Source organism: Paraburkholderia hiiakae (assembly GCF_904848665.1).
In the GTDB taxonomy this organism is placed as follows: domain Bacteria; phylum Pseudomonadota; class Gammaproteobacteria; order Burkholderiales; family Burkholderiaceae; genus Paraburkholderia; species Paraburkholderia hiiakae.
The window spans coordinates 343,138-357,239 of record NZ_CAJHCQ010000003.1 but is presented as its reverse complement, the minus strand read 5'-3'; the positions used below and the strand labels follow the sequence as shown (position 1 = coordinate 357,239).

At 63.4% G+C, this 14,102-nt stretch carries 16 protein-coding genes and 1 tRNA gene; 8 read left to right on the top strand and 9 right to left on the bottom strand.

Annotated features, from left to right (window positions below; translation table 11 throughout):
• Positions 1-143 precede the first annotated feature (143 nt).
• From rph to JMY28_RS08730, 5 genes are all read left to right on the top strand, one after another.
• Positions 144-884: a ribonuclease PH gene (rph, locus tag JMY28_RS08750; RefSeq protein ID WP_201695503.1), complete on the top strand. Its 741-nt coding sequence runs from the start codon at positions 144-146 to the stop codon at positions 882-884.
• Positions 877-1,524, top strand: coding sequence for an RdgB/HAM1 family non-canonical purine NTP pyrophosphatase (gene rdgB, locus JMY28_RS08745; protein ID WP_201695502.1), 648 nt, complete (start codon positions 877-879; stop codon positions 1,522-1,524). The genes rph and rdgB overlap by 8 nt, the downstream gene beginning before the upstream one ends.
• 44 nt (positions 1,525-1,568) lie before the next feature.
• The gene (gene hemW / locus JMY28_RS08740) at positions 1,569-2,738 is read left to right on the top strand and encodes a radical SAM family heme chaperone HemW (RefSeq protein ID WP_236596771.1); all 1,170 of its coding nucleotides are present in this window, start codon (positions 1,569-1,571) and stop codon (positions 2,736-2,738) included.
• A gap of 65 nt (positions 2,739-2,803) precedes the next feature.
• Positions 2,804-2,893, top strand: a tRNA-Ser gene (locus tag JMY28_RS08735).
• Between the two features lie 153 nt (positions 2,894-3,046).
• On the top strand, positions 3,047-4,303 hold the full coding sequence (locus tag JMY28_RS08730; RefSeq protein ID WP_201695500.1) for a tyrosine-type recombinase/integrase: 1,257 nt from the start codon (positions 3,047-3,049) through the stop codon (positions 4,301-4,303).
• A 574-nt stretch (positions 4,304-4,877) separates the two neighbouring features.
• Here JMY28_RS08730 and JMY28_RS08725 read toward each other — a convergent pair.
• The 8 genes from JMY28_RS08725 to JMY28_RS08690 form a co-directional block, all read right to left on the bottom strand.
• Positions 4,878-7,763 carry a DUF927 domain-containing protein gene (locus JMY28_RS08725; RefSeq protein ID WP_236596761.1) on the bottom strand — a complete coding sequence of 962 codons (2,886 nt, stop codon included), beginning with the start codon at positions 7,761-7,763 and terminating at the stop codon, positions 4,878-4,880.
• Positions 7,764-7,772: 9 nt separating this feature from the next.
• A complete protein-coding gene (locus tag JMY28_RS08720) occupies positions 7,773-8,102 on the bottom strand; it encodes a hypothetical protein (protein WP_201695499.1) in 330 nt (109 codons plus the stop codon).
• Positions 8,103-8,158: 56 nt separating this feature from the next.
• Positions 8,159-8,425 carry a hypothetical protein gene (locus JMY28_RS08715; RefSeq protein ID WP_201695498.1) on the bottom strand — a complete coding sequence of 89 codons (267 nt, stop codon included), beginning with the start codon at positions 8,423-8,425 and terminating at the stop codon, positions 8,159-8,161.
• Positions 8,418-8,657: a hypothetical protein gene (locus tag JMY28_RS08710; RefSeq protein WP_201695497.1), complete on the bottom strand. Its 240-nt coding sequence runs from the start codon at positions 8,655-8,657 to the stop codon at positions 8,418-8,420. The genes JMY28_RS08715 and JMY28_RS08710 overlap by 8 nt, the downstream gene beginning before the upstream one ends.
• Positions 8,650-8,874, bottom strand: coding sequence for a hypothetical protein (locus JMY28_RS08705; RefSeq protein WP_201695496.1), 225 nt, complete (start codon positions 8,872-8,874; stop codon positions 8,650-8,652). The genes JMY28_RS08710 and JMY28_RS08705 overlap by 8 nt, the downstream gene beginning before the upstream one ends.
• A 410-nt stretch (positions 8,875-9,284) precedes the next feature.
• Positions 9,285-9,953, bottom strand: a complete 669-nt coding sequence (locus tag JMY28_RS08700) for a Rha family transcriptional regulator (protein ID WP_201695495.1) — start codon at positions 9,951-9,953, stop codon at positions 9,285-9,287.
• A gap of 47 nt (positions 9,954-10,000) precedes the next feature.
• Positions 10,001-10,228 carry an AlpA family phage regulatory protein gene (locus JMY28_RS08695; RefSeq protein ID WP_201695494.1) on the bottom strand — a complete coding sequence of 76 codons (228 nt, stop codon included), beginning with the start codon at positions 10,226-10,228 and terminating at the stop codon, positions 10,001-10,003.
• Between the two features lie 163 nt (positions 10,229-10,391).
• Entirely contained in the window at positions 10,392-11,288 is an 897-nt protein-coding gene (locus tag JMY28_RS08690; protein ID WP_201695493.1) for a hypothetical protein, read from the bottom strand.
• A gap of 203 nt (positions 11,289-11,491) precedes the next feature.
• Between JMY28_RS08690 and JMY28_RS08685 the strand changes: the two genes are divergently transcribed.
• The gene (locus tag JMY28_RS08685) at positions 11,492-12,067 is read left to right on the top strand and encodes a recombinase family protein (protein ID WP_201695492.1); all 576 of its coding nucleotides are present in this window, start codon (positions 11,492-11,494) and stop codon (positions 12,065-12,067) included.
• A gap of 52 nt (positions 12,068-12,119) precedes the next feature.
• On the opposite strand, the gene JMY28_RS08680 is transcribed toward JMY28_RS08685, so the two are convergent.
• Positions 12,120-12,320: a hypothetical protein gene (locus JMY28_RS08680; RefSeq protein WP_201695491.1), complete on the bottom strand. Its 201-nt coding sequence runs from the start codon at positions 12,318-12,320 to the stop codon at positions 12,120-12,122.
• An 804-nt stretch (positions 12,321-13,124) separates the two neighbouring features.
• On the opposite strand from JMY28_RS08680, the gene JMY28_RS08675 reads away from it, so the two are divergent.
• Both JMY28_RS08675 and JMY28_RS08670 read left to right on the top strand, forming a co-directional pair.
• On the top strand, positions 13,125-13,337 hold the full coding sequence (locus JMY28_RS08675; protein ID WP_158758383.1) for a hypothetical protein: 213 nt from the start codon (positions 13,125-13,127) through the stop codon (positions 13,335-13,337).
• 129 nt (positions 13,338-13,466) lie between these two features.
• A complete protein-coding gene (locus JMY28_RS08670; RefSeq protein ID WP_201695490.1) occupies positions 13,467-13,988 on the top strand; it encodes a TonB family protein in 522 nt (173 codons plus the stop codon).
• Positions 13,989-14,102 lie beyond the last annotated feature (114 nt).

Sequence of the window (14,102 nt, the reverse complement as noted above, 5' to 3'; positions counted from 1 at the left end):
AAGTGCGGGCTGCATGGGGCGCCCGGCCCGAGCGGCCCTCCTTCGGCCTTCCCGCCGCCTGCCGGCGGCGTCCATCGCGAGGCGCGCTTAGGCGGTAAAATCACGGTTTCCCCTTCCCGCTCGTGCCCTCGCGCACCTTCACGATGACCCAATCCAACCAGCGCCCCTCCGGCCGCGCCGCCGACCAGCTTCGCGAAGTCCGCATCACCCGCAATTACACGAAGTACGCCGAAGGATCGGTCCTCGTCGAGTTCGGCGACACGAAGGTGCTGTGCACCGCGAGCGTGTCCGAAAGCGTGCCGCCGTTCCTGCGCGACAAGGGCCAGGGCTGGCTCACCGCCGAGTACGGCATGCTGCCGCGCGCCACGCACACGCGCAGCGACCGCGAAGCCGCGCGCGGCAAACAAACAGGCCGCACGCAGGAAATCCAGCGCCTGATCGGCCGCGCCATGCGCGCGGTGTTCGACCTCGAAGCGCTCGGCGCGCGCACCATCAACCTCGATTGCGACGTGCTGCAAGCCGATGGCGGCACGCGCACCGCGAGCATAACAGGCGCGTTCGTGGCGGCCCACGACGCCGTCTCGAAGCTGCTGGCCACTGGCCGTATCGAGCGCTCGCCGATCACCGACTACGTAGCCGCGATTTCGGTCGGCGTGTACGAAGGCGTGCCGGTGCTAGACCTCGACTATGACGAAGACTCGCAGTGCGACACCGACATGAACGTCGTCATGACCGGCTCGGGCGGCATGGTCGAAGTCCAGGGCACGGCAGAAGGCGCGCCGTTCTCGCGTGATGAACTGAACGCGCTGCTCGACCTGGCGCAAAGCGGCATCCGCTCGCTGATCGAGAAGCAGAAGGCGGCGCTGGAGACCTCGCATGGCTGATTTACAGCCGGATTCAGCGGCTAAAACCGCGGCTCGCGCGCTCTCGCGCGTCGTGCTCGCCTCGAACAACGCGGGCAAACTGCGCGAGTTCGCGGCGCTGCTCGGCGCGGCCGGCATCGAGCTCGTGCCGCAAGGCGCGCTCAACGTGCCCGAAGCCGAGGAACCGCATCCCACCTTCGTGGAGAACGCGCTCGCCAAGGCACGCCACGCGGCGAAGCTCACGGGCCTGCCCGCGCTCGCCGACGATTCGGGCCTGTGCGTGCGTGCGCTGCGCGGCGCGCCGGGCGTGTATTCGGCGCGCTACGCGCAGCTAGCGGGCGGCGAGAAGAGCGACGCGGCGAACAATGCGCTGCTCGTCGCGAACCTGAAAGATCACGCGGATCGCCGCGGCTACTACTACTGCGTGCTCGCACTTGTGCGCCACGCCGACGACCCCGAACCGCTCATCGCCGAAGGCCGCTGGCACGGCGTGGTGCTCGACGCGCCGCGCGGCGACAACGGCTTCGGCTATGACCCTTACTTCTACGTTCCGGAGCTGGAGGCCACGGCCGCCGAACTCGATCCGGCACTCAAGAACGCGTCGAGCCATCGCGCAGTCGCCCTGCGCCAGTTGCTCGCGCGACTGCAGGAGGAAGCGTGAGCCAGCAGCATCGAATCGGCATCGACGTGGTCCAGTCGTTCACGATGCCTGGCAGCATTCGCCTCACTTCGCTGCCGCCGCTCGCGCTCTACGTCCATTTCCCGTGGTGCGTGCGCAAGTGTCCGTATTGCGATTTCAACTCGCATGAATGGAAGGGCGAGCGCTTCCCCGAAGACGACTACCTCGACGCGCTGCGCGCCGATCTCGAACAGGCGTTGCCGCTCGTCTGGGGCCGCCAGGTGCATACGGTGTTCATCGGCGGGGGGACGCCCAGCCTGCTTTCCGCGGCGGGCCTGGATCGGCTGCTTTCGGACGTGCGCGCCCTGCTGCCGCTCGACGCCGACGCTGAGATCACGCTCGAAGCGAATCCCGGCACGTTCGAAGCCGCGAAGTTCGCGCAGTTTCGCGCGAGTGGCGTGAACCGGCTCTCGGTGGGCATCCAGAGCTTCAACGAAGCGCATCTGAAGGCGCTCGGGCGCATTCACGACGCGGCGCAGGCGCGACACGCGGTCGAGGTCGCGGCGAATACTTTCGACAACTTCAACCTCGACCTGATGTTCGCGCTGCCGCAGCAAACGCTCGCCGAATGCCAGGCTGACATCGAGACCGCGCTCTCGTTCAAGCCGCCGCATCTGTCGCTGTATCACCTGACGCTCGAACCGAACACGCTGTTCGCGAAGTTCCCGCCCGCCCTGCCCGACGACGACCAGTCCGCCGATATGCAGGACTGGATTCACGAGCGCACTTCGGGCGCAGGATACGAACGCTATGAGGTTTCGGCGTACGCCCAGCCGGATCGCCAGTGCCGGCATAACCTCAACTACTGGCGCTTCGGCGACTATCTCGGGATCGGCGCGGGCGCGCACACGAAGCTCTCGTTTCCGAACCGCATCGTGCGCCAGGCGCGCTACAAACATCCGGCGACCTTTATCGACCAGGCGCGGGCGGGCACGCCGGTCCAGGAAGAACACGAGGTGAGCGCGCGCGACTTGCCGTTCGAGTTCATGCTCAATGCGCTGCGGCTCGTTGAAGGGTTTCCGGTGCATCGCTTCATCGAGCGCACGGGCCTGCCGATCACGACGATCGAACCGGCACTGCAGGAAGCTGAGCGGCGCGGGCTCATCACGCGCGATTACGAAAAAATCGCGCCGACCGAGTTGGGACAGCGCTTCCTGAACGACTTGCAGGCACTGTTCCTGAAAGACCCGCACTAAGGTCGACCTGGATCGACCGGGCGACTGCCGCCGCGCTCATGTTTCGGGTTACAATGCGCGGCTCCGGAGGTGTGGCAGAGTGGTTGAATGCACCGGTCTTGAAAACCGGCGAAGGGGTAACCCTTCCGTGAGTTCGAATCTCACCGCCTCCGCCAGAATAGCTACCCCAGCAGTCCTCAAACATCCCGCAAACCCAATAGCAGAAAGGGTTTCATGGAAATCTGCAGTCCTCGGTCATCCTGTACAATCCTCGAAAATCCCCGTTTTTGGCGGGTACTTTTCCGGGTACTTTTTCAGGGTTTCCAGCCATGCCCGAAAGCCTCCTACGCGACCTGCAATGCCGCAACGCGAAGCCACGCGCGAGCGCCTACCGGCTGCGCGACGGTGGCGGCCTGTTCCTCCAGATCAAGCCCAATGGCCTGAAATACTGGCAGTTCCGGTACATGAAGCCGGACGGCCGCGAAGGGCTGATACAGATTGGCCCGCATCCCCGCCTCACGCTCGACGCTGCGCGAGCTGCGCGTAACGACCACCGCGCCGCGGTATCGCGCGGCGACGATCCGGCCGTGCTGCGTAAGCAGGACAAGGCCCGCCGCAAGATTGACGCGGCCCGCTCTCTCACCTTCAAGCAATGCGCGGAGGCTTTCATCGACGCCCGGAGCGCCGAATGGGTCAACCCGAAGCACACCCAGCAATGGGCCAACACGCTGGCCACCTATGCCTATCCCGTCATCGGCACGTTGCGCCCCGCCGATATCGACACGGACCTGATACGGCGCGTGCTGGAGCCGATCTGGCAGACCAAGAATGAGACGGCCTCGCGCCTTCGCGGGCGCCTGGAAAACATCATGGACTGGGCGAAGGTGCGCGGCCTGCGCGACGGCGAGAACCCGGCCCGCTGGAACGGCCACCTCGATCAACTGCTGGCGGCCCCGTCGAAGGTGCAGAAGCCCAAGCATCACGCGGCGTTGCCCTACTCTGAGATTGGGCCGTTCATGATCGAGCTGCACGCGATGGTCGGTACGGCCGCGCGAGCGCTTGAATTCACGATCCTCACGGCGATGCGTACCGGCGAAGTAATCGGGGCGCTCCCCGGCGAATTCGACCTCTCAGCGGGCCTGTGGACCGTTCCAGCGGATAGGATGAAAGCGAAGCGTCCGCATCGTGTCCCGCTATCCTCGGCCGCGCTCGCATCGGTACGTGCGCTCCCGTCCCTATCCGCAGATGGCCCGATCTTCGAAGGGCGCCGCGAAGGCCGGCCGCTCTCCAACATGGCGATGCTGCAACTACTCGAACGCATGGGCCGGGGCGAGTTGACCGTTCACGGCTTTCGCTCGACGTTCCGCGACTGGGCCGCCGAATGCACGCCGTTTCCGAATGAGGTTGTAGAGATGGCGCTCGCGCACGCGATCCGCGACAAGACGGAAAGCGCCTACCGTCGCGGCGATCTGTTCGACAAGCGGCGCGAGCTGATGGAGGCATGGGCGAAACACATCAAGGCCGAAGTGAGGAAGGCGGCCGGACACCCCCCCCTCCAAAACTCGCGCACACAAAAATCTGACTGAACTGACGGTCCTGATCGGGCGCAAGCTACCCTTTTTGGCTACCCCCGGTCGCGAGTGGCTACCGCGTGGCTACCCTGAAATTCTCGGGGAGCGCCGCGCGTGACGGGGTTCGAACTACCCTCATTTGTCGATTGCCGGAAAGGACCCAAGGCGGCGAGCGCTGTTGCAGATGCCGCAATGATCGTAAGCCAGCCTCGAGCGCCTACCCCCCGGTAAAGCACCGTTACCCCCACTCTCAAACGTGGCCGTTTTTGCAGCCCGCCAGCCGTCAAGCCCTTGCCACTACGGGTTTTTCACCTGGCATGCACTGTAATGTTGGACGCAACACGACCGTTCCCCGCATTGCTGATTTTGGTGGTGACGTGGTGACAAACGCTCAAAGCCAATACCAGCAAGGCTTTGAGCGTAACCAAACCGCTGGAGATACGGTTGGTGACGTGGTGACAAGGCCGCCTATTGTTACGCTAATTGATTTAATCGACTGCCGACGCGGGGACATTCCGGCTGGAGCAATGCACGGAAACTCAGTTTTCGCGCAAACAAACGCCCCGCGTCGCCGCCATCGCGGCGGCCGTCACGATGCAAGCGAATGAATAGACGGAAGGATGCGGTAATAGCGGCCACGCTTGCCGAGCGTCGGCACGTACTCCGCGCGTGTCGCCCGTCCGCTTGACTCTGGCATCAGAACGCCTCGCTCGATCAAGACGCGCTCGACGTGCCGATGATCGAAGCCCCGGCAAATCTCAGAGCGGAAGGTTTCGACCGAAACCAGATACTCAATCTCGCTCCTGTCTGCGTCGGCGTCGCTTATCTCCCTGTTGGTGCCGTACTCCATAACCCACGACTGGGCGCTATCAACCGCCGTATCGTCGCCTTCCGCATTGCGCCTTACGAGGCGCTTGAACCCCGCCCGGTGCATCACGTTCGGCCGGTGATCGTCGTTCATGCGCTGCACCCATACAAAGCGCGCGTCGCCGTGTTGCTCGAAGAACAGCACGACCTGACGCAGCATTGCGGCCTGATCGGCGCTACCCGTACCGCCCCGCGCCTTGATCCACGCATCGAGGCAAGCACGCGCCGCCGCCTCGGCCTCGCCCTTGGGCCATGCGGTAATGCCCGCCGCCGTCGCCAGCTCGCCCGCCACGCCAACCAATGCGAAACGCTCCGCCACCCGCGCAACGGCCGCATTGGCATCACGCGGAATCCAGTCGTCCACCATCTCCGCTACAGCCGCGCGCAACAGCTCGGGCAATTCGTCCGCGACCTCCGACGCCCATTGAATCATCGCCGGTCCCGCCATGCCGTAAAACCGGCTGGCGGCGTGTTTCAGATGCTCCACAAGGGCGCGTGACGAATCGAAGCCGTGAAGCTCCTCTATCGCGCCCATGCCCCGGCCCGCGTCGGCCGGTATCGCGGGCAAACGCGCCTCTATGCCGCCTTTCATCGGTCGGCCGCCCTCGGCCATCAGTGCGTCGATGCTCTTCTCGCCGTTCGAGAGGAACAGCAACCGCCAGTTCAGAACCGGCTTCGCACCGCCAGCACGCGCACCGCGAGATTTGCCCGCCTCGTTCGCCAGCATGTAAACCACGTCGCCCACGATGCGCGGCTCGACCTGTCCAATTTCATCGAGTATCAGCACCGTGTCCGCATGCTGCGCGGCTACAGCCTCCAGCGCGTTATCGGTCGCCCGCCAGCCGCGCACATAGTCTTTCGAGCCGTACACCGACGCGGCCACAGCGCCGCCCGTTGACTTGCCCTCCGACGTGGAGCCGAGCAGGTGAAACCCGCCCGATTGCAGCCCAGCAAAGTGCAATAGCGGCCCCGCCAGCGCGACGGACACGCAGAACAGCAGGCGGCTATTGCCAACGCAATATGCGGCCACCTCGCGCCGCCATTCATCCAGTGTGCCGCTCTCACGAAACTGACTTTGCATCGGCGTGTCGGATTGATGGATCAACGGCTCGCGGCCGTCGCCTATCACCCGGTCCGGCAATACAAACGCGCCGCGATACCAGCCAATACGCGGCACGCAGCGGGCGCGGTCCTCCGTCCGCGACGATTGAATGTAGTTGACGATCTGCTGGCGGGCCGTCAGTGACGGCCGGATATCAAGGCCCATTGCCATCAGCTCGCGGCGCAGCTCGGAGCCGTCACCCGCCAGCATGGCGGCGGGCATCGCCCACCGCTTTGGCACACCGTCCGGGTCCGCGAACTCAAGCAGGTAGCCCCATTCGCCATTCAATTCGTTGCGGGTCAGTGCTACCACGTCCAGACGCGAGCTGATCTTGTGACGGGGCAATGGCTCGCCGTGACTGTTGACGCCGTGATACCAGACGCCTTCATCGTCCACTTCAAAACGCACCCGCCGATCCCCTGCGCGGGGCGTTTTCCGGGCCTTGGCGGGCTTCGCGCCCGTTGTGGACGCATCGGCATTGCCTGCACCGTCCGGGCGGCGTGTAGCGAGAGCGGAGCGCACAGCAGCCGCCACCGCTTGAACGCCCCGATGTGCGGCCAGGTCATTGAAGTCCGTTCCAGAGGAGGGGCGCTTGTCCCCGAAGTCAGGCACGGCCACCACGCCGCCAACAGCAGCAGCGGCCGCATTCGCATTCGTCACGCCCGGATTGCCCTTTGTGCGGTAATCGTCATCAGCACACAGGACAATGCGCGCGTCACGATGCTGGCCGCGCAACGCCTTGGCGACCGCCAGCAGGTTCCCCACGTCGAATGCCACGGCACACGGCAGCCCCGTCGCGGCCGCGAGCGTGCTGGCGGTCGCGTAGCCCTCTGCAATTAGCAACGTATCGCCTACCGGCCCGCCGACACTGGCGAAGTGTCCCGCCTTCTGGCCGTCCCTTAGGTAGCGTTTCTGGCCGTCCACAAGGATCAATTCGAGCGTCCAGACCTTACCCGCCGTGTCGCACGCTGGAACGATCAAAGCGCCATCGCATACGGCCGTGCCAAAGCGCAGCGGGCCGCGATAGAGGCGCAGCTCACCCGGTTGAATCGCCTTGCGCTTGAGGTAGGGATGGTCGGCCGGAGCCGCCCCGGCCGCTTCCCAGATCCGTGCAGCCTCGGCCGCTACCGCCTCATGCCGCTCCGCAGCGTCCGCCAGCTCGCGTGTCTCACGCTCCGCGCGCTCTGCATCGCGCCGCTTACGCTCGGCCGGGTCAATCGGCTTTGCCTTGTGTGCGCGCGGGTCAAAGCCGTGTCCCTTCGCGATATGGAAAAGCGTGTTGACTGTGATTCCTCCGCCCTTGAACGACTTCCACGAATCGCGCGCCGCTTTGGCCTTGTAGCTTTGTGCGCCACGGCTCCATTCGTCCCACAGAGGGAACGCCTCATCACCAAACTCAGTTTTGAGCGCCATTCCGACCTTGCGCCACGTCTCGCGATCATCGGGCGGGATGTAGCCCAGCGCGATCCGGGCGCGTTCAAACTCGTCATGCACGGTATCTGCCACGGCTCGCCCTCAATGCTTCACTACGCCGATGCCCGCGTGCATCATGACTTGCTGCACGCGGCCGACGAACCCGGCGAGAAACGCGGCCTGCATCGCGTGTAACGTCACTTCGTGCGAGTCCAGCCCGGCTTGCCTTATTTCGCGCTCAACCTCCGCAAGGAAAGCGCCTACGGCGTTTGCCACCTCGGACGCCAGATCGACCCTCTCCAGTACGTCGAGCACTTCATCCGCCGCAACCGCGCCCGCCGCCACGCTGATCCGATGGATGACGGGAACGCGCGTTTCGAAAGGCAGCATGTCGTCACCGGGAAGATGGATGATGCAAGTTTCGTCTTTCATGTAGGAATCCTTAACGGGCGGCGTACATTGCCGCCCCGATTGAATGTCAGTACCGCCTACTTCGTCGCGGGAACAGCCGCGCCTGTAGCGCGTTTCCACGCTCCGAAAAACTCCTCCACGTCGCCCGACGCCGTGTCGATGTAGTCGTCCAGCATCGTGGTTCCCTCACGTGCCAGGCCAGCGGCCACGTTGTCGCCACCGGCCGCCGCGATCCTTTCGAGCGCCAGGAACACCGCATTGGCCCGCTGCATGCCTTCGAGCGCGCGCCCGGTCGCATTGTTGGCCGCGTCAAGCACGGCTACGACAGTCGTTAGCTCACGCATGGGGCACCTCCGACCTGTACCGTTCGCGCTGCGCTTCCATCGAGCTGGCCCATTCCTCAGAGAGCCGCACGCCAACGTCCGCCAACCCTCGGGCGGTTGTGAATTCAGCGCTCATGCAAGAGACCGCCTCGAACAGTGCACCGAGCTGATACAGCCTCCGCGCGCAATCATCGAAATACAGCGCGGCCTCGCGCACGCTTGGAACTCCAGCCGACGAATCACGCTTATTCATGCGTCACCTCCGCACCTTGCGTCAGCGCTGCGCGTGCAGCGTTCGCCATGCCTTCGAGCGCTCCGAAGATCGACACCTGTTCGGCCAGATCGAGCTGGCCGAAAGCGCCCGCCGCGTCCTCGTTCGATAGCAGGTTTGCGAAGGCCGCCAGCTCACCAAGGCGGATAACAGCCGCGTCGATGCTGGCGGCCGGGATAGCGTGCTGGCGGTTATCCATTGCAGACCTCCACGCGGGCCAGCTCGGCGCGAAGTGCAGCACGGATGATTTGAAGGGGGGATTGCGATTGCTCGGGGCGAGCGGAGACAAGACGCATGACGCGACTCCTTGAACGAGTTTTCCAACCCGTCCCCCCAACGCCAATCGGGGTGGCCGGGCACAAGGCGGAGTTGGCGTACCGGCGTCAAGGAAACCGGCGTGCGCGAGCGCACCCCCACCAAGGCCCGACCATAGAAGGCGCTTGATGCGTGCGGGCGAAAAAAAACCGCCGGTCGGCGGTTGCCCGCCTTGACTTGTCTGGACGCCAATCCAGTTTGCCGCCGTACGCACGGCGACAAGGCCAGTATACCCCGGCCGGCCACGCGGCCCAAGCAGCGGCCCAGCGCGCACCTGGCGCACGCTCATGGCTCTCACTGGAGCGTCCTCACGCCATGCGCGGCGCGATACCTGGCCGCCAGCGCCACCAGCTCGGCCTTTCGTTCAGGGTAGGAGCGCCCGCGCGCAATCAGGATTGCGTTTTGGCCCGCCAACTCATCGAGCAAGGCCAGCTCCGACCGCGACAGCGTATCGCGGTCGAGCGGGCCATATCGGCCGGTCAAAGCGTAGTCCACGAGGCGGGCCTCGTTCATGTAGTGGTGCGTCTCTGTGGCCTTGCCAGCGGCCGCGCGAGTGTGCACCAGAGAGGCGCCCATCAGGCGAAAGCTTGCGCGTGTCTCGCCGCGTACCTCTCGCCATGCGTCAGTGCTGCGCGTGCGCTCGCGGTCACGCATCGCCAAGAACTCATCGACAAGCCGCGCTTGCCCGATGCGCGAATTGCGGCCGCCAACAAACGGCATGGCGATTAGCGCCGCGCGCTCGTCAAGCTCGAAGGCCCGCTGTGGGCGATTCATTTCATCGGCGTACGAGATCGCCTCAACGTTGAGGCGATTTAGCGTCCCGTCCGCAAGCAAGCTGTCAATGGTTCGCAACACGTTATCGTGGCGGCGGCCGAATTCGCGGGCAATCGTCAGCGAATCAGTGACCGCCACACCACGGCGCCAATGCACAAGCGCACCCGGCTTTGCATCGTCGAAGGGCAAGGCGCATTGTCGGCCGCCCGCGTCTTTTCCAGCTCGGCCGCGCGGAGTCATGACGCACCTTGCTGGCGGTGCACTACGCCATGAATCCATGCGCTCACTTCAGACTCACGCCACACAACCGAGCGCTCACCGAGCTTGAAGTTTTGCGGAAAAGCGCCCTCACTCATCAGGCGGTAAATCTCGCTTCGCGAGAGAGAGGTTCGAGCGACTACGGCGTTTAATCGCAAGAGCGATTCCGGCCGCGTGCCGCTCGCAGTGCTGTCAAGCTCACGCATGATTCCTCCGTTATCCCGCGTCGGATGGCGGGACTGGCCGGAGTATCAGCCTTATTTTGAAGGTGCGAAACGCTTGTGCTAGCACAGTGCGCACTATGCTCGCACGATGCGCACTGTGCTAGCAGAGTACGTTTTTATCTGACAGAGTGAGCCCGAAAGTCCGTCAGGCCAGATCGGGAATGTTCTTTCCTTGGTCCCACTCTCGTACCCACCTCTCAACGGTCGGCCCGCTATTCAAGGCGATGTGCTGTTTCAATGCCTCGCGGGCGAACGCTGCAACGCTTTGGAAGTGCAATTCGCCCGCACGCCAGCGCCTCCATTGCTCACAGACCGCCAGCTTCGCGCGCCCTTCGTCGCTGTTGCTGTGACGGAGATTTGCCGCCGCTCTGGCCTGTTCGCTACGAAGCGCCGCAAGAGTCGCCGCAAGAGACGCGATATCCCCAGCTCCGCTCGGTGCCGTTTCGAGATTGAATGACGAACTAGCCGATTGGCCGCCATAGACCGCCGCCTGGAGTGTGCCGTCTATGTCGCCTCTCGCTCGACAGATCAACGCTGTGTCGAACTCCAGCAGCACGGCCACGGCGTAGTGGCGAGCAAGGAATGCACCCCGGCCCTCGACAGGCACACCAAGGGCCAAAGGGCCGTTGGGAGCGTCAGCAGCTCCAGCCGACAACCAGATGTCCTCAAGGGCGCCAAGATGCACGTCGAACCTTGATTCGGGGCCGTGCTGGAACACCCGCCAACACGCAAGCTCCGCGATTCCGGGAGTAGCTCCCAAGTCAGTAGGTGCGAACTCCGACATTGCGTCGAGTGCGCGCTCTCGAAAGGCCATGAACTCACGAACAAGCCCCTTGTAGAACCGCCTATCGTCAAGCGTAGGTGGCAACCTGCCCGCCGCTTGTAGCATCGTCAGAATCCCCACATACGCCCGCATTCCAGCCTGAACGATCGACCACGGCGCATCGACCGGATATCGAAGCGGCGTTTCGCCGGGGTGGCGCGGGCCGAGCAGCTCGCGCAATGGATGGTGTTTCAGAATGCGCCGGTAACGGACTGGCATATCGGGTTTGCAGGGCGTGTAAGGGCGGCATAATCATACGCCCTCAAAGTCCCCACAAGTCCCGATGCGTCCGCACCGTTTGCCCCTGTCCGAAACCGAACCCTTTTAGACATACCTAGCTCAAGGTGTACGCAAGTAAGGGTGGAATAGTTTCGTACGTCCCTTATGATTCGTACATGCCTTTCGTACACCTTGGAGGCGATATGTCCCGCACGTTCGCTTATGTCCGCGTCAGCACGTCCGACCAAACCACCGCAAACCAGCTCCGCGAGATCGAGGCGGCCGGGTTCGCAGTCGATAAGCGCCGCGTCGTATCGGAGAGCATCAGCGGTAGCGTAAGCGCCGACCAGCGCCCCGGCTTCGCCAAACTGCTCGACCGGATGGAGGAAGGCGACGTGCTGATCGTGACGAAGCTGGACCGGCTCGGCCGCAATGCGATGGACGTACGCGCAACAGTCGAAGCGCTGGCGGAGCGTGGTGTGCGGGTCCACTGTCTGGCCCTCGGCGGCGTGGATCTGACGAGCGCGGCCGGTCGCATGACAATGCAGGTTTTGAACGCCGTGGCCGAGTTTGAGCGCGATCTACTCATCGAACGCACGAACGCGGGCATTGCGCGCGCGAAGGCCGAAGGCAAAGCGATAGGGCGCCCCGCCGCGCTCAGTGAACATCAACGCGCCGAAGTGTTGCGCGAGTTGGCGGACGGTAAGAGCGTGGCAGCGCTGGCACGACACTACGGCACGAGCCGCCAAACGATCATGCGCATCCGCGCTGCATCCTAGCCTTCGCACTCTTATCAATGAAGCTGGCGGCGACGCCGCCAGCTTTTGCACGTCACTTCGGCAACGGATACAGCATCAATAGTTCTTCGTCCGATGCACCAGCATGCGGGTGGCGGCGTACATGCGGCTGCCATTCCTCGATCCCTAAAGGACCGGGTATCCGCACAGGCTCGATCGTGTCAGTAAGGGTCGCTCGAACATGTTTGAGGTGTTCACTGGTAACCGCATCGTGCTTCGGTCGATCGCGATCCATCGCGCTCTCCTGTTTCGTTAAAGGAGCGTCCAGCGTAAGCGACGTCTGAGGGCTACCTCGTTTGCTCTTTTCCTAACGGAAATCCTTTCATAGGAAAACCCAGTTTCCGACACAGCGCGCGCCGTGGTAGGCGGCGGCGCGGGGTTCCTTTTGCGCGGAGCGTTCCAGAGGCGGATACTTTGCCACCGCCTTCTGTGCTTGGCCGCTTTCTTTTGTCTCCAAAGTGCCATATCGTTGGAGACACTTTGGAGACAATCTGGAGACGGGCTAAAGCCTTATGCAATACGGGTTCTAGACGAGACACACATATTGTCTCCACGTCTCCAAGCGTTTTTACTGGCCGGGAGTCAGCACACGGCCCGCCAGCGCCCGCCGCAACCACCACCAAATCCGGGTACTTTGTCGGGTACTTTCTGCTAATGCTGACCGAAAACCCATACCCAGTAAGGATCAAAGAAAGACACCGCCTCCGCCAATTCGTGAAACCTGGCGCGTCTGAGCGCCAGCGTGTCGTCAAAGCGCCGGCCGCCAGGCCGAAACGCCGCTGATCAACGAGATGCCGCCCCTACGCCACGAGAGAATGCGTGGCCAGCATTGCGCGATAAATAATCAGGACAACGAACAATTTCGCGCTGACAGGCCGTGCTCACCCAGAGCGCTGCGAGGTCCCGATCGGATATCTCATCACGACGATCGCAATTAAAGGGTCGAACCCATAAATCGCCCCATCAGATCGCGCCCAATTCACTAGGTGAAAACCCTAACCATGAGGTAAAATCCTACGCATCGATGGGAAAGATCACCATGCCGCACCAATACCAACTGCTCGAAAAATTCGCGTTTTCGCTTGTCGTCCTGTTCGCCGTGATGTGCTCGAGCTACATCGCGTGGGAAACCTCGCCCAATCTGCGCGACAACTTGCAGGTCGGCAAAGAACTGTTCCTGAAGAGCGGCGAGTACTCGTACGCCTGCGCGACGACCACAGCCGATCCCTGCGCACAGTTCCCGGTCGAATAAACACGTTCAAGCACCCCCAAGCACTGTCGCCGTTTCGCACGTCCCGCGAACTACGCGGGACAGTTCTGATTGCTTCCCGCTGCGTATCGTCTAAGCTCGATTCAGGTTCCGCTTCCGAGCTTGTTCGACATGCTCATCTGCGTCCAGTGGTCATGCGGTTCGTCCGCACCTCGCGCCTTCCTCGCACGGCGCCTCGGTCTGGTTTTGCTGCTCGCGATTCTCGGGTGCCTTAGCGCCTGCACGATCACGCCGCCGCCCAAACCGCTCCTTGTCATTCCTCCCGCGGCGATCAACAGCGCCACACTCGACGACTATCGCACCACGGTCGCGAGACACATCGTCGAACACAACCCGACCTATGTGCTGCGCGGCGCGCCGCAGGCCATGCTGCGCTCGCTCGTGGTCGTCTCGTTCACGGTCAATCGCAATGGCCAGATCGTGAAGTCATCGGTTTATCGCACCAACGGCGACGACGAAGCCGAAGCCACCGCCCTCGCAACCCTGCGCCGTGCCGCGCCGCTGCCGCCTCCGCCCGGCGGTCTGCTCAATTCCGCAGGCCAGCTCGAGATGTTCGAGGACTGGCTCTTTAACGACAACGGCAAGTTCCAGTTGCGCACGCTCGCTTCGCCGCAAGCGCAGAACTTCCAGTGACGTAAAAGCTTCGCTCGCCTGCTTACGCCCGCCTTGCCGCTCGACGCGCACGGTCGTTATAATTTTTCGCTATCCCCAGCCGGCGCCCGCCGGCCATGCCTCTCGCCACGCGCC

What these genes read in the sequence shown, in the direction of transcription:
- rph (WP_201695503.1), top strand. Translation starts at nt 144, where the DNA reads ATGACCCAATCCAACCAGCGCCCCTCCGGCCGCGCCGCCGACCAGCTT.
- JMY28_RS08670 (WP_201695490.1), top strand. Translation starts at nt 13,467, where the DNA reads ATGCTCATCTGCGTCCAGTGGTCATGCGGTTCGTCCGCACCTCGCGCC.
- JMY28_RS08710 (WP_201695497.1), bottom strand. Translation starts at nt 8,657, where the DNA reads ATGAATAAGCGTGATTCGTCGGCTGGAGTTCCAAGCGTGCGCGAGGCC.
- JMY28_RS08705 (WP_201695496.1), bottom strand. Translation starts at nt 8,874, where the DNA reads ATGGATAACCGCCAGCACGCTATCCCGGCCGCCAGCATCGACGCGGCT.
- JMY28_RS08680 (WP_201695491.1), bottom strand. Translation starts at nt 12,320, where the DNA reads ATGGATCGCGATCGACCGAAGCACGATGCGGTTACCAGTGAACACCTC.
- JMY28_RS08685 (WP_201695492.1), top strand. Translation starts at nt 11,492, where the DNA reads ATGTCCCGCACGTTCGCTTATGTCCGCGTCAGCACGTCCGACCAAACC.
- JMY28_RS08675 (WP_158758383.1), top strand. Translation starts at nt 13,125, where the DNA reads ATGCCGCACCAATACCAACTGCTCGAAAAATTCGCGTTTTCGCTTGTC.
- rdgB (WP_201695502.1), top strand. Translation starts at nt 877, where the DNA reads ATGGCTGATTTACAGCCGGATTCAGCGGCTAAAACCGCGGCTCGCGCG.
- JMY28_RS08730 (WP_201695500.1), top strand. Translation starts at nt 3,047, where the DNA reads ATGCCCGAAAGCCTCCTACGCGACCTGCAATGCCGCAACGCGAAGCCA.
- JMY28_RS08715 (WP_201695498.1), bottom strand. Translation starts at nt 8,425, where the DNA reads ATGCGTGAGCTAACGACTGTCGTAGCCGTGCTTGACGCGGCCAACAAT.
- hemW (WP_236596771.1), top strand. Translation starts at nt 1,569, where the DNA reads ATGCCTGGCAGCATTCGCCTCACTTCGCTGCCGCCGCTCGCGCTCTAC.
- JMY28_RS08690 (WP_201695493.1), bottom strand. Translation starts at nt 11,288, where the DNA reads ATGCCAGTCCGTTACCGGCGCATTCTGAAACACCATCCATTGCGCGAG.
- JMY28_RS08720 (WP_201695499.1), bottom strand. Translation starts at nt 8,102, where the DNA reads ATGAAAGACGAAACTTGCATCATCCATCTTCCCGGTGACGACATGCTG.
- JMY28_RS08695 (WP_201695494.1), bottom strand. Translation starts at nt 10,228, where the DNA reads ATGCGTGAGCTTGACAGCACTGCGAGCGGCACGCGGCCGGAATCGCTC.